General features: G+C 59.7%; 22 protein-coding genes. 12 read left to right on the top strand and 10 right to left on the bottom strand.

Annotation, left to right across the window (positions count from 1 at the left end; genetic code table 11):
* Position 1: 1 nt before the first annotated feature.
* Positions 2-613, bottom strand: coding sequence for a cytochrome-c oxidase, cbb3-type subunit II (ccoO, locus tag BLU11_RS09915; RefSeq protein WP_090273183.1), 612 nt, complete (start codon positions 611-613; stop codon positions 2-4).
* Positions 614-624: 11 nt separating this feature from the next.
* Entirely contained in the window at positions 625-2,052 is a 1,428-nt protein-coding gene (gene ccoN / locus BLU11_RS09910) for a cytochrome-c oxidase, cbb3-type subunit I (RefSeq protein ID WP_090273182.1), read from the bottom strand.
* A gap of 438 nt (positions 2,053-2,490) precedes the next feature.
* Between ccoN and BLU11_RS09905 the strand changes: the two genes are divergently transcribed.
* The gene (locus BLU11_RS09905) at positions 2,491-3,114 is read left to right on the top strand and encodes an alpha/beta fold hydrolase (RefSeq protein WP_231702188.1); all 624 of its coding nucleotides are present in this window, start codon (positions 2,491-2,493) and stop codon (positions 3,112-3,114) included.
* A 7-nt stretch (positions 3,115-3,121) separates the two neighbouring features.
* On the opposite strand, the gene BLU11_RS09900 is transcribed toward BLU11_RS09905, so the two are convergent.
* The 3 genes from BLU11_RS09900 to BLU11_RS09890 form a co-directional block, all read right to left on the bottom strand.
* Complete coding sequence (locus tag BLU11_RS09900) at positions 3,122-4,867, bottom strand: methyl-accepting chemotaxis protein (RefSeq protein WP_090273181.1); 1,746 nt, start codon at positions 4,865-4,867, stop codon at positions 3,122-3,124.
* Between the two features lie 90 nt (positions 4,868-4,957).
* Entirely contained in the window at positions 4,958-6,238 is a 1,281-nt protein-coding gene (locus tag BLU11_RS09895) for a TRAP transporter large permease (RefSeq protein WP_090273180.1), read from the bottom strand.
* Between the two features lie 3 nt (positions 6,239-6,241).
* A complete protein-coding gene (locus BLU11_RS09890) occupies positions 6,242-6,841 on the bottom strand; it encodes a TRAP transporter small permease (RefSeq protein ID WP_197674187.1) in 600 nt (199 codons plus the stop codon).
* 177 nt (positions 6,842-7,018) lie between these two features.
* On the opposite strand from BLU11_RS09890, the gene BLU11_RS09885 reads away from it, so the two are divergent.
* The 7 genes from BLU11_RS09885 to BLU11_RS09855 all read left to right on the top strand — a co-directional run bounded on the left by BLU11_RS09885 (position 7,019) and on the right by BLU11_RS09855 (position 13,228).
* A complete protein-coding gene (locus BLU11_RS09885) occupies positions 7,019-8,215 on the top strand; it encodes a TRAP transporter substrate-binding protein (RefSeq protein WP_090273179.1) in 1,197 nt (398 codons plus the stop codon).
* A gap of 71 nt (positions 8,216-8,286) precedes the next feature.
* Complete coding sequence (gene apbC, locus BLU11_RS09880; protein ID WP_090273178.1) at positions 8,287-9,378, top strand: iron-sulfur cluster carrier protein ApbC; 1,092 nt, start codon at positions 8,287-8,289, stop codon at positions 9,376-9,378.
* A gap of 120 nt (positions 9,379-9,498) precedes the next feature.
* Positions 9,499-10,065, top strand: coding sequence for a dCTP deaminase (dcd, locus tag BLU11_RS09875; RefSeq protein WP_090273177.1), 567 nt, complete (start codon positions 9,499-9,501; stop codon positions 10,063-10,065).
* Positions 10,066-10,157: 92 nt separating this feature from the next.
* A complete protein-coding gene (locus tag BLU11_RS09870; protein ID WP_090273176.1) occupies positions 10,158-10,586 on the top strand; it encodes a universal stress protein in 429 nt (142 codons plus the stop codon).
* A 60-nt stretch (positions 10,587-10,646) separates the two neighbouring features.
* A complete protein-coding gene (locus BLU11_RS09865) occupies positions 10,647-10,826 on the top strand; it encodes a CsbD family protein (protein ID WP_090273175.1) in 180 nt (59 codons plus the stop codon).
* Between the two features lie 96 nt (positions 10,827-10,922).
* On the top strand, positions 10,923-11,639 hold the full coding sequence (locus tag BLU11_RS09860; RefSeq protein WP_090273174.1) for a response regulator transcription factor: 717 nt from the start codon (positions 10,923-10,925) through the stop codon (positions 11,637-11,639).
* On the top strand, positions 11,636-13,228 hold the full coding sequence (locus BLU11_RS09855) for an ATP-binding protein (protein ID WP_090273173.1): 1,593 nt from the start codon (positions 11,636-11,638) through the stop codon (positions 13,226-13,228). Before BLU11_RS09860 ends, BLU11_RS09855 begins: the two co-directional genes overlap by 4 nt.
* Positions 13,229-13,255: 27 nt before the next feature.
* Here BLU11_RS09855 and BLU11_RS09850 read toward each other — a convergent pair whose 3' ends face one another.
* Both BLU11_RS09850 and BLU11_RS09845 read right to left on the bottom strand, forming a co-directional pair.
* Positions 13,256-13,879, bottom strand: coding sequence for a QsdR family transcriptional regulator (locus BLU11_RS09850; RefSeq protein WP_090273172.1), 624 nt, complete (start codon positions 13,877-13,879; stop codon positions 13,256-13,258).
* A gap of 231 nt (positions 13,880-14,110) precedes the next feature.
* Positions 14,111-14,974 carry a poly(ethylene terephthalate) hydrolase family protein gene (locus tag BLU11_RS09845; protein ID WP_090273171.1) on the bottom strand — a complete coding sequence of 288 codons (864 nt, stop codon included), beginning with the start codon at positions 14,972-14,974 and terminating at the stop codon, positions 14,111-14,113.
* Between the two features lie 536 nt (positions 14,975-15,510).
* Between BLU11_RS09845 and BLU11_RS09840 the strand changes: the two genes are divergently transcribed.
* On the top strand, positions 15,511-16,050 hold the full coding sequence (locus BLU11_RS09840) for an REP-associated tyrosine transposase (protein ID WP_090273170.1): 540 nt from the start codon (positions 15,511-15,513) through the stop codon (positions 16,048-16,050).
* Between the two features lie 899 nt (positions 16,051-16,949).
* Here BLU11_RS09840 and BLU11_RS09835 read toward each other — a convergent pair.
* The gene (locus tag BLU11_RS09835; RefSeq protein WP_090273169.1) at positions 16,950-17,870 is read right to left on the bottom strand and encodes a LysR family transcriptional regulator; all 921 of its coding nucleotides are present in this window, start codon (positions 17,868-17,870) and stop codon (positions 16,950-16,952) included.
* Between the two features lie 234 nt (positions 17,871-18,104).
* On the opposite strand from BLU11_RS09835, the gene rlmM reads away from it, so the two are divergent.
* Complete coding sequence (rlmM, locus tag BLU11_RS09830) at positions 18,105-19,196, top strand: 23S rRNA (cytidine(2498)-2'-O)-methyltransferase RlmM (RefSeq protein WP_090273168.1); 1,092 nt, start codon at positions 18,105-18,107, stop codon at positions 19,194-19,196.
* Positions 19,197-19,386: 190 nt separating this feature from the next.
* Here rlmM and BLU11_RS09825 read toward each other — a convergent pair whose 3' ends face one another.
* Entirely contained in the window at positions 19,387-19,671 is a 285-nt protein-coding gene (locus BLU11_RS09825; protein ID WP_090273167.1) for an antibiotic biosynthesis monooxygenase family protein, read from the bottom strand.
* Between the two features lie 114 nt (positions 19,672-19,785).
* Between BLU11_RS09825 and tusA the strand changes: the two genes are divergently transcribed.
* On the top strand, positions 19,786-20,034 hold the full coding sequence (gene tusA, locus BLU11_RS09820) for a sulfurtransferase TusA (RefSeq protein WP_090273166.1): 249 nt from the start codon (positions 19,786-19,788) through the stop codon (positions 20,032-20,034).
* A gap of 144 nt (positions 20,035-20,178) precedes the next feature.
* On the opposite strand, the gene BLU11_RS09815 is transcribed toward tusA, so the two are convergent.
* On the bottom strand, positions 20,179-21,588 hold the full coding sequence (locus BLU11_RS09815) for an MATE family efflux transporter (protein ID WP_090273165.1): 1,410 nt from the start codon (positions 21,586-21,588) through the stop codon (positions 20,179-20,181).
* A 68-nt stretch (positions 21,589-21,656) separates the two neighbouring features.
* Between BLU11_RS09815 and BLU11_RS09810 the strand changes: the two genes are divergently transcribed.
* Positions 21,657-22,193 carry an elongation factor P hydroxylase gene (locus BLU11_RS09810; protein WP_090273164.1) on the top strand — a complete coding sequence of 179 codons (537 nt, stop codon included), beginning with the start codon at positions 21,657-21,659 and terminating at the stop codon, positions 22,191-22,193.
* Positions 22,194-22,336 lie beyond the last annotated feature (143 nt).

Raw genomic sequence — 22,336 nt, 5'->3', positions numbered from 1 at the left:
GTTACCGGCGGTCGGAGATGACAGTGCCCAGATGCTGCAGATAGGCGATCAGCGCATCGATTTCAGCTGCGCCCTTGACCGCTTCAGTGGCTCCGGCAATGTCTTCATCGGTGTATGGAACGCCCAGCTTGCGCAGCACTTCCATTTTCCGGGCGGTGTGCTTACCAGTCAGGACATTTTCCTGCAACCAGGGGTACGAAGGCATCTTCGACTCAGGTACCACGTCACGAGGGTTGATCAGGTGCGCGCGGTGCCAGTCATCAGAGTAACGCTCGCCAACACGGGCCAGGTCCGGACCGGTACGCTTGGAGCCCCACAGGAAGGGGTGTTCCCAGACGCTTTCACCGGCGACGGAGTAATGGCCGTAACGCTCGGTTTCAGAGCGGAACGGACGGATCATCTGCGAGTGGCAGCTGACGCAGCCTTCGCGGATGTAGATGTCGCGGCCTTCCAGCTCCAGCGCGGTGTAGGGCCGCAGGCCCTCAACCGGCTGGGTGGTTTCGTCCTGGAAGAACAGCGGCACGATCTGGGTCAGGCCACCGAAGCTGATCGCAACAACAATCAGTACGATCAGCAGGCCAACGTTCTTTTCAACAATCTCATGCTGTCTCATCAATCAATTCCTCAGGCGATCTGGGCTGCGGCTTGGGCTTCGGCCGGCTTGGCGGCACGGATGGTGCGCCAGCTGTTATAGGCCATCAGCAGCATGCCGATCAGGAAGAACAGGCCGCCGATCCAGCGGACGATGAAGCCCGGATGGCTGGCTTCCAGCGCCTCGACGAACGAGTAGGTCAGCGTGCCGTCAACGTTGACTGCGCGCCACATCAGACCTTGGGTGATACCGTTGACCCACATGGATACGATGTAAAGAACAGTACCGATAGTGGCCAGCCAGAAGTGCGCGTTGATCAGGCCGATGCTGTGCATCTGCTCACGACCGAACACCTTCGGCAGCATGTGGTAGATCGCGCCGATGGAGATCATAGCAACCCAGCCCAGCGCGCCGGCGTGTACGTGGCCGATAGTCCAGTCAGTGTAATGCGACAGGGCGTTCACGGTCTTGATGGCCATCATCGGGCCTTCAAAGGTGGACATGCCGTAGAAGGCCAGTGCCACGACCAGGAAGCGCAGAATCGGGTCGGTGCGGAGTTTGTGCCAAGCGCCGGATAGGGTCATCATCCCGTTGATCATGCCACCCCAGCTTGGAGCCAGCAGAATCAGCGACATCACCATACCCAGGGTCTGAGCCCAGTCAGGCAGGGCGGTGTAGTGCAGGTGGTGCGGGCCAGCCCAGATGTACAGGCCGATCAGTGCCCAGAAGTGCACGATCGACAGGCGGTAGGAGTAAACCGGACGCTCGGTCTGCTTGGGCACGAAGTAGTACATCATGCCGAGGAAGCCTGCAGTCAGGAAGAAGCCCACGGCGTTATGACCGTACCACCACTGAACCATCGCATCGGTAGCACCGGCATACATGGAATAGGCTTTCCACATGCTCACCGGCATCGCCATGTTGTTGACGATGTGCAGCACCGCGATAGTGATGATGAATGCCCCGTAGAACCAGTTGGCTACGTAGATGTGCTTCATCTTGCGCTTGGCAATGGTGCCGAAGAACACGTGACCGTAAGCCAGCCACACCAGCGTGATCAGAATGTCGATCGGCCACTCCAGCTCAGCGTACTCCTTGGTGCTGGTATAGCCCAGCGGCAAGGTGATCACTGCGAGCACGATAACAGCCTGCCAGCCCCAGAACACGAAGGCGGCCATTTTGTCTGATATCAGTCGAGCCTGCGTAGTGCGCTGCACCACGTAAAACGACGTGCCGATCAGGGCACAACCGCCAAAGGCAAAAATGACCGCGTTGGTGTGCAGCGGGCGCAAGCGTCCGAAGCTGGTCCAGGGTAGGTCAAAGTTGAGTGCGGGCCAGACCAGCTGGGCCGCAATGAAGACACCTAATGCCATACCTACGATACCCCAGACCACCGTCATGACGGCGAACTGGCGTACCACCTTGTAGTTATAGGCTGTCGGAGTGGTAGCTGTGCTCATGCGAGAGATTCCACGGATAGCAATGGTTAAAGGGGGTCAAAGCGGCGGCAAGTATGAGGAATGCCCATACTGTTTGCAATGACACGTGTCAATGTAATGGCCACTTCAGGGGGCAGCGCGGCGGGATTCACAGCGGTTCGCTGATGTTTGTCGAGGAAGGTTTTTGATCGATGAAAGCTTCCGCGACAAGGCGAAATCGCGTTGGTACCCTGACGCCTGCCCGGAGGCCGGGCGGTGCCGGCCATGGGCCGAATGACCGGGTGAACAAGGATAGTCCCCGTGGGTGCCGCTGTGAAGAGATGGCCTCCGGCCTTGATGTGGCATGATGTCGCACATGGCCTGAATCAAGGTGTCTGGTTGGAAAACCGGGTAGTCGATGTAAGGTAGAGGCCAGCGCATCGCTACCTGACCCCCAGGGCAACAATATCTGGAGCACCCGTGTCGTCATCTTTTCTCGAAACCAGACCTTCCACGCAGACGCAGGCAACGCTGTTGCTGGCTCATGGCGCCGGCGCACCGATGGACAGCGACTATATGAACCAGCTCGCCGACGCTCTGGCCACGCGCGGCATACGCGTTTTGCGTTTCGAATTCCCCTATATGGCCGACAGGCGGACAGGGGGCGGCAAGCGGCCGCCCAATCCCATGCCGGCGTTGCAGGACAGCTTTCGTGAGCATTACCGTTCTTGCCAGCCGCCGCTGTATATCGGCGGTAAATCCATGGGTGGACGGGTTGCCAGCCTGCTCGCTGACGAGCTGCAGCCGGCTGGGCTGATCTGTTTCGGCTACCCATTCCACCCGCCCGGCAAGCCGGAGAAGCTGCGCACCGACCATCTGGCCCCGCTGCGCACTCGTGGCCTGATCATCCAAGGTACCCGCGACCCCCTCGGCAGGCCCGATGAGGTGGCTGAGTATGTGCTGTCCGAGCAACTGCAAGTCAGCTGGCTGGACACCGGCGACCACGACCTCAAACCTCTGAAAAGCAGCGGCCTGACCCAGACAGATCTGATCAACCAGGCCGCAGGTCGCGCAGTGGCCTTCATGCAGCTCGTCAAGGAGTAATCGCGCTCTACTCAAGCCCCAGCGCTGTCGGTAGAACCCCGGCGGTCAGGGTTCCCCAGCGGCGATCCTTGAGCATCAGCGGCACGAACAGCACATAGATCGGGCGGCCGTCGGGCAGGATGAAGGTACCCATGCTTATGTAAGTACATCTGCGCAGGTTCTCCAGCTCCACCGGGTTGCTGATGGTGAAGCGCATATGGGTACTGCGCATGGCGTCCTTGCGCGGGTCTCCGCTCAGCGGCTGAGAGGCGGCGGTGCGCGCGGCGGCCATGTAGCCCTGATCATCAATGGCCGTCATATACAGCACGCCATCTTCGCCTCCGCAATCCCACTCATCCAGCAGCGGCTGCACCAATTGGCGGAAGGAATCGGTCCAACTGACCCGATGTTTGCCCGGCTGGTCCTTGAGGGCCTGGTAGCTGCGGTCGAACATATCCACGCCACGTTGATCCAGCTCCTGCAGGACGGCCTCCAGGCGGCCCCGGCGAGTGAGCAATATATCACTGACCTGCTCCAGACGACCTTCGCCCAGACGGATCAGGCTCAGCGTCTGCAACACCACATTGCTTTCGTCGCGCTGGTGGTCGGCCAGCACAAAGCTCTGTTCCATGTTCCGACTGATGGTCAGGCTGCTGTCACGGATCTGGCTGCTGTGCTGATGGGTTTCCTGGTTGCCCACCGCCAGTTCTTCCAGCGCGCTGCTGACCATCAACAGATCATCATTGGTCAGCTGGAAATCCTCGACCATCACACCAAACTGATCCGCCGCACCGCGGACCGCCACACCGGCATTATCCGACTGCTCCTGCATGTGGCGAGTCTGCTCCTCGGCCCCGGTCATGGCGCCGAGCATCTGCTCCATCAGCCGATCAATCTGATCCGCCGCGTTACCCACTTGAATCGACAGGTTACGCACCTCATCAGCCACTACCGCAAAGCCGCGACCCTGCTCGCCGGCCCGGGCGGCTTCGATGGCCGCGTTCAGCGCCAGCATGTTGGTCTGAGCGGAGAAGTCCTGGACCGTGGTGAGGATCTTGCGGATCTGTCCGGAACTGGCATCCAGCGCCTCGATATTGCCCTTGAAGCCGGACATCGCCTCGCTGATCTGCTGCATCCGATTACACGCCTCGGTCAGTTGCGTCTGCGATTCCTTTGCCCCATCCAGGTTGCGTGCCGTCATGCCGGTGATATTGCTGGTGCGGGCAGCAATGTCCTGCAGGGCGATGGTGGTCTGGTCACTGGCCTGGAAGATCAGCTCGGACAGCTGTTGCTGTGCCTTGGCCTCGGTTTCCGTGCGCTCGGTAAGAACCCGGTTGCGTGCCGAAGCCAGCGCGATGCTCAGGCTCTGCTGTTGCAGATCGAGCATCATGCTGCGCAGTCGGGTGCTGAAGCTGTCGAATGTCTGGCTGACGGCGCTCGTGTCCTGTCCGACTGTTGCGGACAGGTCGATCTGCAGCGCGTTCGCCTGATCGAGCCGGCTGATCAGCGGTGAGGCCTGTTGCTGCTCGCGGATGAGTTGCCAGATGAAGAACAGCGAGACCGCCGTCAAACCCAGCGCCAGCATGCGGATCAAGCCGTCGCCCAGCCACAGCAGTGTGCCGCCCAGCGCGAGAATACAGATGGACAGGGCCAGACCCGTACCAGTGCGGGTGCCGGCAGGGGAAAAAGGTAACGCGGTTTGGGTATCGTTGGGTGTGGAAATTGCCTGCATGGTTCCCCCGGTGCCCCTTTCCGGGGCGTTGTTGTGTTTCATCCGTGAGTCACCTGAGACACAGGAGTCTCAAAGTGCTGCTTGCTAGCTTATCGGCAGAACTGTCTCAAACAATAGTAACTATTTGTAATATCAACTGGCCAGTGAAGGCAGCCACAGGGAGATTGAGGGGAACAGGATCAGGATGATGGTCGCCAGTACCAGCAGAGCGAAAAACGGTGGTGTACCGCGGATCACATCGAAATACGGTCGGCGGAAGATCGCCATGGCAGTGAAGATATCGCAGCCGAAGGGCGGAGTCGCCGAGCCGATGGCGGCCTGCAGCGTGACGATGATGCCCACATGCACCGGGTCCAGCCCGGCGGCGGCAACCGCCGGCTTGAACAGCGGCGTGAGAATGAGGATGACCACAATAGGGTCAACGAACATGCAACCGATGAAAAAGGAGACCGCGATCAGCGACAGCACCATCACCTGGCTATGGCCGATATCGGCAATGATCGGATTGAGGATCGCCTGCGGGATGCCGGCAAAGGAAATGGTATAGGTGAAGGCGTTGCCCGCCGCCACCAGAATGAACACCACGGCGGTGATCAGGCCGGTGGACAATGCTATATCCCACAGCTCGGTTACCTTGACCGAGCGCAGAATGACGATCTCCAGCACCACCGCATAGAGCACCGCGATCGCCGCCGCCTCGGTCGGGCTGAACAGGCCGCCATAGATGCCGCCGACCACCACCAGCGGAAAGCCCAGCGGCAAGGCAGCCTTTTTCAGCGCCTGCCAACGGTACCGCCAGGTAGCCTTCGGCTCCGGCTCGATGCCCATGCGAATGGAGGCGATCCAGCAATAGGCCGAGAACAGCAGCAGCAGCAACAGGCCGGGCAGAATGCCGGCAATGAACAGGTCGCCGATGGAGGCGCCGGACACCACGCCATAAATAATCAGACCGATGCTCGGCGGAATCAGCAGGGCGATGTCGCTGGCATTGATGATCAGCGCGATGCTGAACTTGTCCGAATAACCCTTTTCCAGCAGCTTCGGCCGCATCGGCCCGCCCATGGCCACCACCGTCGCCTGGGTCGAACCGGATACCGCGCCGAACAGGGTACAGCTGGCGGCGGTGGTTATGGGCAAGCCGCCGCGCAGATGCCCGACAAAACTCTGCACCAGATCCAGCAACCTGTTGGCGGTACGCCCGCGGGTCATCAGGTCGGCGGCGAAGATAAACAGCGGCACAGCCGCCAGCGCCCAGGTCTGCACACCACTGATCATCTGCCCGATCAGCAAACCGACATTGTCCATCTGCAACACCAGAAACAGCAGCATGAGGCTGGCTGCTAGCAGCGGAAACATCATCGGGAAGCCCAGCAGCAGCAACAGGACAGTAATGATGAGGGTCAGCGTCAGCATGAGTTATTCCTGATTGCTGTCATCGACAGGCACCTCGTCATAGCGCTCCAGCTCGGTGAACGAGCGGTAGAGCTTGTCCGAGGTCAGATTGCGCAAGGCCGTCAGCCAATACTGGATGGTAGCCAGGACAAAGCCGATCGGCGCGATCAGATAGGGAATCCAGAGAGGAATGCTCAGTGCGGAGGAAGTGCGGTTCATGGCGCGGATGGAATCCACGTAAGCCCAGGCATGCCAGGCAAGAAACAACATCAGCGTACCCGAGGTAATGCAGATACAGACCAGCAGAGCCTTGCGTGGCCAGCCGCGCAACTGATCATAGAACGCCGACATGGCGATGTGGCGGGCCCGGCGCACAGCGTATCCCAGGCCGGCAAAGGTCATGATCACAAGACTGAACTGAGTCAGCTCGACCTGGCCGGTAACGCCACTGTCGAGCAGCTGTCGGCCCAGTACATGCAGAGTCAGCAGGCCGGTAAGAAACAACACGCTGCCGCCGAGGATGAATTTCTCCACCCGCTCGATCAGCCGGTCAGCCAGGCTCAGCATCCTGATGAGCGCGTTCGTGTTCGAATGCTTTGCCTGCCTTGCTGCGGGCTCGGGCATTATATTTCCTTCCTGATTCTTTCTATGACGAAGAATATAGCCGCCATACCGCTGCGTTTTTCGCTTTTTTTCAAAATACAGCATCTTTTTTCCAATTGCACGGGCCGTCACATGGACATCTCCGGACCCTGTGATACTGTTTCAGTGCTAATCAGAACAATCGAAGAGGAAAGTTCCATGAAATGGCGAAATGGATGGGTAGGCGCTGCGGCGCTGATTCTCGCGGCCTGTGGCAGCGATGACGAGCAGCAGAAGGCACAAACGGCAGCCGACGAACAACCGGCAACCGGACAGGTGGAAGTCTGGCGTTTCGGCCTGGAAGAAATCCAGGGCAGCGTGCAGTATGAATACGCCAACCGCTTCGCGGAGATCGTCAGCGAGAAAACCGATGGGCAAGTCGAAGTGCGACTTTTCCCGTACGGTCAGCTCGGTGGCCTCACCGATATCTATGACCAGGTACAGGCCGGTTCGGTGCAGCTGGCATTTGGGTCGGGCTTTCTCGGCGGCACTGTGCCCGAGTCCCAGCTCTTCAGCCTGAGCTTCGTATTGACCGACGATGAGCTGCGCAACACGCAGATTCTCAACGACGAGCAGTTCCGCAAGAATGACGACCTGGTCGATGCCTTCCGTGAGCGCAACCTGCACCCGCTGGCAATCGTGCCTGAAGGCTGGCAGGTCTGGACCGCCAACAAGGCAGTACGCACCCCCGAGGATTTCGCCGGTCTGGCCATCCGCACCATGGATAATCGCCTGCTGCGTGAAACCTACAGCGCCTACGGCGCCAACCCGACCACCATGGAGTACGGCGAGCTGTACAGCGGCCTGCAGCTGGGGCAGTTGGATGGCAACATCCAGCCGGTCTTTGCCCATCAGGAGATGGACTTCTACCAGGTGCAGGACTACATGATCTTCGCCAACCAGGCGCAGTTCGTCGCCACCGTCATGGCCAACAGCGACTGGTATGACAACCTGTCCGACGAGCACGAAGAGATCATCGAAGACGCGGTGGTGGAGCTGGTGCCCTATATCCATGAAGTCCAGACCCGCCTGAATGCCGAGCGCCTCGATATCATCACCGAGAACAGCGACATCGAAATCATCCGCCTCACCCCGGAAGAGCGCGCGGCGTTCCGTGAGCGCAGCCTGCCGGTCCGTGACGTGTTTGTGGACATGGTCGGTGACCGCGGTGAGAACCTGCTCAACGCATTGCTGGAGCTGGTCGATGAAGGTGAGCCGGAGTCCGCGGGCGAACCGGTAGAAACCACCGAGACCAACGACAGCATCGAGCCTGGCGAATCCCCCACACCGGGCGACCTGGACCACACCGATAACGCCAGCGACGACGCAGCTGAGTCGGTAACGCCGCAGGAGTAGGTTGCAGGACGTGGTCAATCGGCGTCACAGGCAGTAGCATGTGGGGATCTTGTTCCCCATAGGATTACACCATGACGCAGATTGACCGCTCCGCTGTAGAACGGGCCCTGGCCAGTTATCAGGACCCCTATCTCAAGACCGACCTGTTGGCCGCGGGCTGTCTTCGGTCACTGCAAGTGGATGGCGCCCGGGTCAGCGCGGACATCGTGCTGGGCTATGCGGCCAACAACATCATCAACGGCATCGCTCAGATGCTCAAAGTGGCCGTCGAGAACGTGCCGGGCGTGGAATCGGCCGATATCAAGGTCCGCTGGGAAGTCCCCGCCGCCCCCGCGCAGGGTAGTATCCCGGCCCTGGCCAACGTCAAGAACATCATCGCGGTAGCCTCCGGCAAGGGTGGCGTGGGTAAATCCACCACCGCCGTCAACCTGGCGCTGGCGCTGGCCGCCGAAGGCGCGCGCGTCGGTGTGCTGGATGCGGATATCTATGGCCCGAGCATGGGCATGATGCTGGGCGTACCCTCGGGTACCCGGCCGCAGGTGCGTGACGAGAAGTTCTTTGTTCCGCCCCGCGCCCACGGTGTGCAGGTCATGACCATGGCCTTTCTGGCTGATGACAACACCCCCATGGCCTGGCGCGGGCCCATGGTTTCCGGCGCGCTGATGCAGCTGCTCACCCAGTCCGCCTGGGATGAGCTGGATTATCTGGTGGTCGACATGCCGCCGGGCACCGGTGACATCCAGTTGACCCTGGCGCAGAAGGTGCCGGTCACCGGTTCGGTTATCGTCACCACGCCGCAGGACATCGCCCTGCTGGATGCGCGCAAGGGCGTCGAGATGTTCCACAAGGTCAACATTCCGGTGCTGGGTGTGGTCGAGAATATGGCCGTGCACATCTGCTCCAACTGCGGCCATGCCGAACATCTGTTCGGTGAAGGCGGTGGTGAGCGGCTGTCGGATGAGTACGGCGTCGATTTGCTGGCTTCAATGCCACTATCGATGATGATTCGCGAACAAGCCGACGGCGGCAAACCCACGGTCATCGCCGAGCCGGAATGCCAGATCAGCATGATCTACCAGGACATGGCCCGCCACGTCGGCGCTCGCATCGCCGCCCGCGCCGGACAGAGCGCCATGCCGGATATCAGCATCAGCGACGATTGAGAGAGGGCGCTCGCAGGGCGCCCAGAGCTGAGCACCTACGCAGCCCCGAACCAGAAGACTTTCATACCCATGCAATGCTAAGATCCAGGCCTTTAACCACGCTTGGATCAGGACAAACCCATGAGCATCAAATCGGACCGTTGGATACGTCGCATGTCCCAGGAACAGGGGATGATCGAACCTTTTGTCGAGCGCCAGGTGCGTGGTGACGAAGGCGAGCGGGTGATCTCCTATGGGGTGTCCAGCTACGGCTATGACGTACGCTGCGCTGACGAATTCAAGGTGTTCACCAACATCCATTCAGCTACCGTCGACCCGAAGAATTTTGATGAGAAGAGCTTCGTCGACGTGAAAAGCGACGTCTGCATCATCCCGCCGAATTCCTTCGCCCTGGCGCGCACCGTGGAATATTTCCGCATCCCGCGCAACGTACTGACCATCTGCCTGGGCAAGAGCACCTATGCTCGCTGCGGTATCATCGTCAACGTCACCCCGCTGGAACCGGAATGGGAAGGCCACGTCACTCTGGAATTCTCCAACACCACCACACTGCCGGCCAAGATCTACGCCAACGAAGGCGTAGCCCAGATGCTGTTCTTCGAATCTGACGAAGAATGCGAGGTGTCCTACAAGGACCGGGGTGGTAAATATCAGGGCCAGCGTGGCGTAACCCTGCCGCGCACCTGATGTATTGACGAGGGCTTGACCCAGATCAAATGCGTAGCGGTCATATAGCAGCTATCCTCAGGGTACAGAACAACCACCACGAGGGAGTAGCTATGCAAAACGTACTGGTTCCATTTGACGGGTCGGACTCCGCCAAGCGCGCGGTCAACTATCTGGTTGAGGCTTCCAAGGCCTATCCCGACATTCTCGTACATGTGCTGAACGTGCAGCGCGAAGCCAACCTCTACGGCAACTATGTACCTGCAACCATGCTGGAAGATCTGCGCCAGGGCGCGCTCAAGCATGCCGAAGCAGTCAATGCCGAGGCGGTGCTGATGCTGCAGGCGGCCGCCATTCGCCATGAGGCGCACCAAGCCGTGGGGGAAGTGGTCTCGACCATTGTCGCCGCGGTTAAAAAGTACAACTGCGATACAGTCGTGATGGGCACCCGCGGTATGGGCAGCCTGGGTAATCTGGTCATGGGGTCAGTCGCGACCCGGGTGGTGCATGACGTCACGGTACCAGTCCTGCTGGTGAAATAATTGCAACCTCTGTCGCTTCCTCCGGTCAATTGTTCTGTACCCATAAAAGAGGTTCAGATCATGACCAGCACCACAGACAAGATGAAAGGCAAGGTGAACGAAGTCGTTGGTAAAGGTAAGCAGATGAGCGACAAGCCGAGCACCAAGGCCGAAGGCAAAATGCAGGAGCGCAAGGGTGAAGCCCAGCAGGTGAAGGGGCGGACCAAAGACGCTCTGAAGGATGGGATCGACAAGGCCTGATCCGTCACACAGATAAAGGTCGGCATTTAGCCGGCCTTTTTTTATGCCGATGATACAATCTGCGGCTCCTTCCGGACGTAACCCAAGGGTAGCGGGATGCACGCAGAAAAAGAACGTATTGTCATTGTCGAAGATGACGCGAAACTGGCCGCCTTGATTGGTGAGTTTCTACAGTCGCAGGGGCTGCAGATCGACTTGATCGAAGATGGCGCCAAGGCCGTCGACAGCATTCTGGCCCATCCGCCGGCGCTGGTCGTGCTCGACCTGATGCTGCCAGGCGAAGATGGCCTGTCCATTTGCCGCCGCCTGCGTGCCGCCGGTTTTGCCCGGCCCATACTGATGCTGACCGCTCGCAGTGACGATCAGGACCATATCAAGGGCCTTGATCTGGGCGCGGATGATTTCGTCAACAAACCGGTTCGGCCCCAGGTGCTGCTGGCGCGTATTCGTGCCTTGCTGCGGCGCACCGAGGCGGAGGCGCCGCAGATACCTGTTACCCGTCTGAGCTTTGGCGCTCTGGTCATTGATAACACCCGCCGCGAAGCCTGGCTGGCCAATGAATTGATTGACCTGACCGGCGCCGAGTTCGACCTGTTGTGGCTGCTGGCCAGCAACGCCGGGCGTATTCTCAGTCGTGAAGAAACCTTCGTTGCGCTCAGAGGCATCGAATACGACGGTCAGGACCGCTCCATCGATGTCCGCATCTCCCGCATCCGCCCGAAGATCGGTGACGATCCCGACATGCCGCGACTGATCAAAACGGTGCGCAGCAAAGGCTATCTGTTCGTCGCCCCCGAACTGGACCTGCCGTGAACTCGATCTTTCTGCGCATCTATGGCGGCATGCTGTTGGTGCTGGTCACGGTGTCACTGGTGACGCTGCTGAGTGTGCATCTGATCAATGATGTCCGTGCCGAAGATTATCGCGAGCGTATCGCCAGCGGTACCTTCCGGTTGATGGCCGACAACCTGAAACCTATGGATGCATCCGAGCGGCGCCAGGCGATGAATGTCTGGCAACGGCTGATGGGCGTGCCGCTGGCTATCCAACCGCTGGAATCCCTGCATCTGGACTCGTCCAGCTGGTCGAAATTGATCAAGGGACGGGTACTGGTGCAGCCTGCGGGTGAGGATGTGCTTGCGCTGGCGCTGGTGGATATGCAGGACGAAGCGATCCTGACGGCGACTATCCAGCGGATTTCCGAGCAGCTGGGCCGGGCCACGCTGTTTCTGATTGCCGACGAGCTGGTCCGACGGCCCGAGTCGGATATGCCAGCCCGCTTGCACGAACTGCGTCGAGAAAAGGGCTTCGGTTACCCGTTGCAGCTGACCCGTCAGCACGAATCGGATCTGGATGCCGACCAGATCCGCCGCCTGGATGAAAGTGACACCGTCATGGCGCTCGGCCCGGACGGCTATTCGGTACTGCTGTATCTGAAAATCCCCGGTACTGAGTGGATTCTGCATCTGGGCCCGCTGTACCAGATGAGCGCCTACCCGCCGGAACTGCTGATCATCATGGGGCTGTTGGCGCTGACGCTGACCGGACTGCTGATCTATCTATTGGTGCGCCAGCTGGAACAGCGTCTGATGACACTGGAGGCCGCCGCGGTGCATATCAGCAGCGGCAATCTGGATTTCCGGGTGAACATGGACAGCCAGGATTCGGTGAGTCGGCTGGCGCGCGCCTTCAATGAAATGGCCGGGCACGTGCAGCGCCTCATGCGCATTCAACGGGAAACCATCGGCTCGGTGTCCCATGAATTGCGTACTCCGGTAGCGCGGCTGAGGTTCGGGCTGGAAATGCTCGAAACCGCCACCAGCGACGAAGACCGCAAACGTTTTGTCGACGGCATGGATGGCGACCTCAGCGAGCTGGACCGGCTGGTCGACGAGATCCTGACCTACGCGAGACTGGAGCAGGGCGCACCGGCCATCACCATGAAAGGCACCAATATTCCAGGGATGGTCGAGCACGTCATGGCCGAGCTGGCACCGCTGGACAGCAATATCCAGCTGGAGCATGTCGACAATTCATGGGGGCTGGGGCGGCATGTGGATGCCGAGCCGCGCTACATTCAGCGGGCGATCACCAACCTGATCGGCAATGCCATGCGCCATGCCAGCAGCCAGGTGAAAATCACCACGCGCATACAGCACGGCATGTGTCGGATATCCATCGAGGATGACGGCCAAGGTATTCCCGAAGCCTACCGGGAAAAGATCTTCACCCCCTTCATGCGCATGGACCTGAGCCGCACGCGCTCGTCGGGTGGCTATGGCCTCGGGTTATCGATAGTACGCCGCATCATGTTCTGGCACGGCGGCAGGGCGCAGGCTGAAGCGTCGCAAGCTCTCGGTGGAGCCTGCTTCATCATCGAATGGCCATTGCGGCGGCGCTGAAGCAGGGCAGCGCCGCCCTCAGGAAACTCAGCGAGAGTGGCCGTTGACCAGTAGGCGAAACGCCTGGCCGGCGCGTTCCGGAACGGGTGTGCGGCCGCAGATCAGATCGCAGTAAATCGCGCCTTCACCGATGCGGATAATGAAATAAGCCAGGTTTTCGGCATCCATTTCCGGGTTGATTCGTCCAGCCTGAATCTCCTCTTCGAACAGAGCCTGCCATTCATCCATCAACCGTTTCTGCAGGCCGGAGACATTCGAGGTCAGCAGTTGCAGGCCCCATTGCGGCTCGGCAGCAAGAAAGTCATGCATCGGCTTGGCGTTGATCAGCGCGACGTTCACATCGGTGTAGATCTGACCCAGAAAGTCGATGCCTTTTTCCGGGTGATCAGCTCGGGCTTTTTCGATGGCCTGATCATAAATGCCCTTGTACAACGACCAGAGAATCTCGCCCATCAACAGATCCTTATTACCGACCCAGCGCATCAGCGTTGCGCGACCTATGCCCAGTTCTTCGGCAAGCAAAGACAGATTCAAGCGGCGACCTTCAAGCCACCAGCGGCGAGCCATGCGGAAGGCGCTGATGGGAGTGGCTCGCTCGTCGGATTGACGTTGTGACAGAGCCATGGACAGAGGGGTAGCTGGGGTGCTCATAGAATTGATGCCTTGGTATTGTACTTTTGAAAGATATAGTGGCGGGATGATACCAAGGAATAAAGTGTCCCGTCCATGGTAAAGAGGTGGCGGACTGATCGGTCAGCCAGTCAGAGCGAGCAATGAGACAAATTGCCATGTGGCGAAACGGTATCGGAGCGGGTTGGAGATGGGATAAAAAAAGCCAGTCACCCGAAAGTGGCTGGCTCTGCATAACGCCTTACCGCGCTCTTAGTTGATACCCTTGCGCTGGATATCCCAGTTTCTGTCGCCGCAAAGATCGCAGTTGCTGCCATAGAAAACGCTTTCGGCGCTCTGGTCATCCATCAGGTGGTAGCGCATCCAGGCGGTGGACGGACCGCGATACTCACCGGCATTGCCGACCGGCTCGAAGTGGCTGACCGACCGCCGCTCACCCCAGAACACCGGTACGTTGGCGCGGTTGTATACCGGTTGGGCATTCAGCGTCGGAGAGGCAATGGTATCGCCGCCACCGGTCATCAGGAACATCGGTCCGCTCTGGTTGCTTTGCGAAGAGCTGCGATGACCGAGGCCGATGGTGTAGGGCTGGAAGGGTGCGCTCACCGTCACTCGGCTGTCCTGACCGGCCATGATACTGCCGCCACCACCTTGGGAGTGACCCGCGGTAGCAACACGGTTGACGTTCAGTTGGCCGGAGAAAGTGCCGGTACTGCGTCCATTCTGATCAACCAGGTAATCCAGGCAGTCGATCATTTCTTCACCGGAACCGGCGTTGGAGGTACGCGCCGCTGCCACGACAAAACCATGGCTGGCCCAGTGTTCCAACAGCCCGCGATAGGTGCTTGGCGAGCTGCCCGTACCATTACCCCACAGAATGATCGGGTGCGGCACACCGGCTTCGCCCAAGGTGCGGGGACGATAGACGGCGCAGGTGCTGTTGACGTTGCTGTTGGTTACCGAATAGGGACCATCAGCGGCGAAATCAGAAACACCGGGAAAGCCGGTACCCGTGCCTGGACCTGGGGCGGGATCGCCCGGGTTGACCGCCATGGCGCCAGCAGATAGCAGCATGCCCAGAGTAAGGCCGGTGAGTTTGAATACAGGTGCTTTCATAATGAAGTCTCTTGTTGTTTTCTTGATAGGGATAGACGGACCGACATCAAGCCAGTCCGAGACAAACCCTAGACTCTGTTTATGAAGGCGACACTCGCCTATAAGGGTGAATAGTTAGACATATTGACCTTATTCACGGTTTTGCAGTCTCAGTCTCGTTACATATCAAAGTGCCATGCCGAAACGATTGTGGGAAAGCTCGCTGCAGCGTCCGAACCCGCCGCTCCGCCCCAGAGCGAAGCGGAGCGCAACCTGGCAGCTGATTCTCATGTTCATGGCTGCCCTCACACAAGTCTCATGTCATTTTGGCCGTGACCCCCTCCAGCGTCGCGAAGGAAATATCCTTCGCGGTCAGCAAAAAGTCCTGCATGTAGGACATATAATCGCGCCCTGGACGCTCCAGCGTCCGAGCCGGCAAACACGCACCGCGTCCACAGAAACGCGCAACACGTCACAGATCCGACCAGTCCTGCCGACGGACACACAGCTCACCGCTATGCTGTAGCTCACCAGAATCAGGCCTCCAGGGAAGCAGCGTGGGACGCAACCGTTACCTCATCACGACACCAGACCAACCACACTTTCTCACCTGCACAGTGCTGGAGTGGCTACCCCTGTTCGCTCAACCGGCATTGGTTGATATCCTGCTCGATAGCTGGCGCTACCAGCAGGAACAACATGGCTTGCGGCTCTATGGCTACGTAATTCTGGAAAACCACCTGCACTACGTTGCCCAGGCGCCAGACCTGGCCGCGGCAGTCCGCAACTTCAAATCCTTCACAGCACGGCAAATCATCAGTTACCTGGAAAAGAGAAACTCCTCCGGCACCCTGCGCCAGCTGCGCTTTGCCAAGCGGGCTCACAAACAGGATCGGGTCTACCAGCTATGGCAGGAAGGCTCGCATGCCGAGTTGGTCTGCAGTGAACGGGTAATGCAGGAAAAGCTCGAGTACATTCACCAGAACCCAGTCAAGCGAGGCTATGTAGACCGACCTGAGCACTGGCGCTACTCCAGTGCCCGGGACTATGCAGGAGAACAGGGCTTAATCGATCTACAACCCTGGATCCAGAACTAGCTGCAGCTCACACAGCGGTGGGGACCGGGACGCAGAGCCCGCCCCCAAACGATGGTTCCCACGCTCCCGCGTGGTAACCGCGTCCTGGACGCTCCAGCGTTCGAACTGGCAGCTTGCACAAATGGTGAGGGTAGGGACGCAGAGCATCCCGGCATGCGTTCCCACGCAGGAGCGTGGGAACGATCGGGTAGTGAGTCAACGTCTCGTTTCCGAGCTGGCTGCTTGCACGGCGGAGGGGCGGGGCGCAGAGCCCTCCATAAACGATGGTTCCCACGCTCCCGCGTGGTAACCGCGTCCTGGACGCTCCAGCGTTCGAACTGGCAGCTTGCACAAATGGTGAGGGTCGGGACGCAGAGCATCCCGGCATGCGTTCCCACGCAGGAGCGTGGGAACGATCGGGTAGTGAGTCAACGTCTCGTTTCCGAGCTGGCTGCTTGCACGGCGGAGGGCGGGGCGCAGAGCTCGCCCCCAAACGATGGTTCCCACGCTCCCGCGTGGTAACCGCGTCCTGGACGCTCCAGCGTTCGAACTGGCAGCTTGCACAAATGGTGAGGGTCGGGACGCAGAGCATCCCGGCATGCATTCCCACGCAGGAGCGTGGGAACGATCGGGTTGTGAGTCAACGTCTCGTTTCCGAGCTGGCTGCTTGCACGGCGGAGGGGCGGGGCGCAGAGCCCGCCCCCAAACAATGGTTCCCACGCTCGGCGTGGGAACCGCGTCCTGGACGCTCCAGCGTTCGAACTGGCAGCTTGCACAAATGGTGAGGGTCGGGACGCAGAGCATCCCGGCATGCATTCCCACGCAGGAGCGTGGGAACGATCTGGACTCGCATGACAGTGGGGCGGGGCGCAACCTGGCAGCTGATTCCCATGTTCTGCATGGTTGCCCTCACACAAGTCTCATGTCATTTTGGCCGTGACCCCCTCCAGCGTCGCGAAGGAAATATCCTTCGCGGTCAGCAGAAAGTCCTGCATGTAGGACATATCCAACATGTCCTCACGCACCGCGGCATACAGCGTGCCGAACAAACCCTTGCTGCCCAACGGTCGGGCGCTGACATAGCCGCGTTGCAGGTATTCGGTAATCGCCCAGTTCGGCAGACAGCACACGCCCCGACCCGACGCCACCAGCTGCATCATCATGATGGTTAATTCAGCATTGCGCACATCGGTCGGCTCGACCCCAGCCGGCTCCAGAAACTGGGTGAAGATATCCAGACGGTTGCGCTCCACCGGATAGCAGATCAGCGTTTCCCGCGCCAGGTCCTGGGGCTCGACATAGCTGCGCTCGGTCAACGGGTGCTGATTGCCGATGGCAAGCATCGCCTCGTAAGTGAACAGGGGCACATAGCTGATCCCGGCAATATCCTGAGGATCAGAAGTTACCACCAGATCCAGCTCACCGCGGGCCAACGCCGGCAGCGGCGCAAAGAAAAAGCCCGAGGCAAAATCCACCTCCACCTCCGGCCAGGCATTGCGAAATTGATCAATGGTCGGCATCAGCCACTGAAAGCAGCTATGACACTCGATCGCCATATGCAACCGACCCGCCTGGCCACCCGACAGCCGCTGCAGATCCCGTTCCGCCTGACGCACCTGCGGCAACAGATTATCCGCCAGACGCAGTAATCGCAGGCCTGCAGTAGTGAAGCGTATGGGCTTGGTCTTGCGCACAAACAGGCTGGTATCGAGCCGCTGCTCAAGATCCTTCAGCTGATGGGATAACGCCGACTGTGTCAAATGCAGTCGCTCGGAGGCTTCCACCAGACTGCCGGCCTCACGAAGCGTGGCGAGCGTACGCAAATGGCGGAGTTCGAGCATGGTCCTTATTCCTTATCATGAGAAAAATCGAAGTTTATCATTAACATGATGAGTTGGATTCACTATTTGCCGGGGCTGACCATATACGCCCCGCCCTGCGGACCTGAGACAAGCGTATAAACCTCGCCATCTAAGGACGCGCCACCCGAAAAGCCTCCCCCGCGACCAATGTCACTGGCACCTTACCCCTTGGCAGCGTTAAAGTAGCGCCCGATCTTGACTCTGGGGTTTGTCATGCAGGAATTGTTGTTGCATTGCCGTCCGGGCTTTGAAAGTGAAGCCGCCGCTGAAATGCAGGAGTTGTCCGCGCAAAAGGGCATCGCAGGTTATGCCGTTACCCGCGACAGCACCGCCGTGGTGCGTTTTGTCTGCCCAGAGGACGGCGATGCAGGCCGCCTGATGCGAAAGCTCGACTTCCGTCAGCTGATCTTTGTCCGCCAGTGGGCGGTCGGCACCTGGCTTGATGTTCCCGCCGAAGACCGTATCTCGCCCATCATCACCGCCTGTTCCAAAGGTCCCATCGCCTCCAGCATGTGGCTGGAAACGGCCGACACCAATGATGGCAAAGCCCTCGCCGCGCTGACCAAGAAACTCGGTCGCCCGCTGGAAACAGCTCTGACCAAAACCCGCTTCGTACGCCCGACAAAAACCGACGCCCCACGGCTGCACGTGTTTTTCGAGAGCGGTCAGCGAATCTTCGTCGGCTGGTCCTGGGCCGGCAACGCCGCGCCCTGGCCGATGGGTATTCCACGTCTCAAGGTGCCTCGCGACGCCCCCAGCCGGTCAACCCTGAAACTCGAAGAAGCCTGGCACCACTTCATCCCGCGGGATGAATGGGACAGCCGCCTGGCCCCCGGCATGACCGCCGTGGATCTCGGCGCCGCACCGGGTGGCTGGACCTGGCAAATGGTCAACCGGCACATGAAAGTGACCGCCGTAGACAACGGCCCCATGGCCAAGAGCCTGATGGACACCGGTCAGGTCGAGCATATCGAAGCCGATGGTTACATGTTCAAGCCGAAGAAGCCGGTGCAGTGGATGGTCTGCGATATCGTCGACAAGCCCGCGCGCAGCAGCGCCATGCTCGCCCGCTGGCTGACCCGCGGCTGGTGCCGGGAAGCCATCATGAACTTCAAACTGCCGATGAAACAGCGTTATCGCGAAGTCATCCAGTGTCTGGAGCATGTGCAGGACGCGCTGGACGAAGCAAACATCCGCGCCACCATATCCTGCAAGCAGCTATATAGCGACAGGGAAGAAGTGACCTGCCATGTGCGCATATTGCATGCCGGGAGCTATCAGATAGCGAAGCAGGTTCCGGAGTAACAGACGGGCGCTGACACCGGGACGCAGAGCGTCCCTGCATGCATTCCCACGCGGAGCGTGGGAACGATCTGGTGGGGAGCCAGTACTCGATTTCCGATGGTTCCCACGCTCCAGCGTGATAACCGCGCCCTGGACGCTCCTGCGTCCGAGCTGTGTCCCGGCACAATGCCCGAGCCCGGCTGTATGGGCGTTACAGTGGCTCCAGCAGAGTGATCTTTTCCTCTTCCATCAGCATCGGAGCAAACGAGACCAGGCATTCCTTGCGCTCCGGTGAGTTTTCCCAACGCTCCCATGAATGGCGGTTCTGCCAGGTGACTATCACATAGCGATAATTAGGGCGTTCCAGATCAATGAAGGATTCTCCGAACAGATAACCGGGAGACTGAATGGCCTTTTGCAGAATGTTACGCGCGGCGGCTTCGTAAGGCTCTTCCAGGCCTTCTGCGATAATGCGCTCAATCAGTACCTTGATCATGTTTACTCCTTGATATTGTGATGAATAGCCTCAGTGTTACCCCGTAAGCCGCGACTGGCAAGTGACGGTCGATTTACGGATAATCCAGCATTACGTTTCAGAGTCCGATGTTATATGACAACCGAGCCGACCTCACCAACCCAACTCGACGCCCGCGGGCTGTTTTGCCCTGAGCCGGTCATGCTGCTGCACAACGCCGTGCGCGACCTTGCCGCCGGGCAATGTCTGGAAGTCCTGGCCACCGACCCGTCAACACAACGGGACATCCCGCGCTTCTGCAGTTTCCTCGGGCATGAGCTGCTGGAGCAGCAGGAGCGGGAAGGGGAGTTTCATTACCTGATTCGCAAGCGGGATGCGGAGTAATACTCGAAACCCGATGACGGTAAACGGCCTACACCAGGACACAGAGCATCCCGCATCCCGCATCGCGTTAAAACCGGGGCGCAGAGCATCCCGGCATGCGTTCCCACGCCGGAGCGTGGAAGTCATCTGAAGAACGGGTAGCGACTAACCCGTGAGTTTCAGATGACTCTCATCCTGCGGAAAACGCCGCTTGCGTCTGCCGCCGACAATCGCCAGGCGGATTGACAGGAATGTCGCCGCTACGCTCAGCCCGATGATCAACCCCTTCCAGAACCCCGCCGGCCCCTGCGGCGGACCCAGCAGGTCGGTCAGGCCCAGTACGTAGCCGCTGGGCAGACCCACCAGCCAGTAGGCGACCATGGTCAGCAGCATCGGCACGCGGGTGTCCTGATAGCCGCGCAGTGCCCCGGCACAGGCGACCTGCACCGAGTCGGAAAACTGATACAGCGCGGCATAGAACAACAACGCGGTGGACAGCGCCAGCACTTCGGGATCGCTGGTATACAGATACGGCAGCCAATCGGCCAGCAGATAAATACTGCTGGCAGCCACCACAGCGAACAACAGCGCCACGGTAATCCCCACCTTCGCGGCAAACAGCCCGGCCCGCGCACCGCTCATACCAAGGTTGTGACCGACCCGCACGGTGATCGCCAGACCAAGACTGAAGGGCACCATGAAGATGATCGAAGTGAGATTCAGCGCCACCTGGTGACTGGCAACCACCACGGCGCCAAGACTGCCGATCAGCAGGGCGATCAGCGCGAACATGCTGGTCTCGGAAAACAGCGATATACCGACCGGCAGACCCAGCCCCAACAGATGCCGCTGCACCGTCCAGCGCGGCCACTCGAAACGCTCGAACAGTCGGCAGGCATCGTAGATCGTCGAGCGTTTCAGATAGACCAGCATGCAGCCGAGCATGAACCACATCACCAGCGTGGTCGCGACACCGCAACCAATTGCGCCCATGGCCGGAAAGCCAAGCTTGCCGTACACCAGCACATAGTTGGCCGGCACGTTGAGAATCAGCCCGAGAAAGCCGATGACCATGGTCGGCTTGGTGCGCGACAGACCATCGCTCAGCCCGCGCAACGCCTGATACATGCCCACCGCCGGAAAGCCCAGTGCCACCGCCTGGATATAGCCGATGGACTTGGGAATCAGCTCCTCCTGCACGCCGGCCCAATACAGCAGCGGCTCCACGGAAAACAGCAACACCGCGCAGACCAGACCGATACACAGACCCAGCCAGACCGCCTGACGCACCAGCGGCCCGGTTTCCTCCAGACGACCGGTACCACTGCTGGCGGCCACCTTCGAGGTGATGATCATCAGCACGCCGGTCAGAAACAGGAACGTCGGCACCCAGAACGAATTGCCCAGCGCCACCGCAGCCAGATCAACAGCACTCACCCGACCGGCCATGGCCGTGTCGACAAAGCCGAGCAGAGTGTGCGACATCTGTGCCGCAATGATGGGCAGCGCAAGCCAGATCAGCGCACGCAGTTCTGTTACACTGCGGCGTCCGCGGGAGAGGCTTCTTCGAGTCATTTAGCGTTACTGCATAAGAGGGAAAAGCAGCCCATCCTATCAATTTGCCGAATATTGTCCATCACTCAATGACACACGATTGCCAGGATCTGGTCCGACTGTTTGCGGACTGTTTTGCCAGCGAATTCAACACCCGTCTGGTGGGCGGAGCGCCGGAGCCAGTCTACCTGCCGGCAGATACCGACGAGCCGATGCACCGCATCATCTTCACCCATGATTATTACCGCAGTGCATTGCACGAGATCGCACACTGGTGCGTCGCTGGCGCCGCCCGCCGGCAGCTGGCCGACTTCGGCTACTGGTACGCCCCGGATGGGCGCACTGCCGAGCAGCAGGGCGCCTTCGAGCAGGTTGAAGTCAAACCCCAGGCACTGGAGTGGTTGTTCTGCGAAGCGGCCGGACATCCCTTTCGTGTCAGCCTGGACAACCTCAGCGGCGACGCCACCGACCCGACGCCATTCAAGACGCGCGTCGTCGAGCAAGTGCGAAGCTACCTGAACCAAGGCATCCCCGAACGCCCGGCCCGATTCATCAACGCACTACTAACCTACTACCGGCCCGGCGACACGCTGCAAGTGCAGGACTTCAGCATCGAGCGGCTGTAGGCGGCAGCTTGCACGGCGATGAGAGTTGGGACGCAGAAGCATCCCGCATGCATTCCCACGCAGGAGCGTGGGAACGATCTGGGTCCTGAGTCGGCATTCCGGTTTCTTGGCTGGGGATTGCACGATGGTGGGTGACCGGGACG

This window comes from Halopseudomonas litoralis (assembly GCF_900105005.1).
Classification (GTDB): Bacteria; Pseudomonadota; Gammaproteobacteria; order Pseudomonadales; family Pseudomonadaceae; genus Halopseudomonas; species Halopseudomonas litoralis.
Note: the sequence above shows the minus strand (reverse complement) of the source record. Positions and strands in the feature narration are given on the sequence as shown.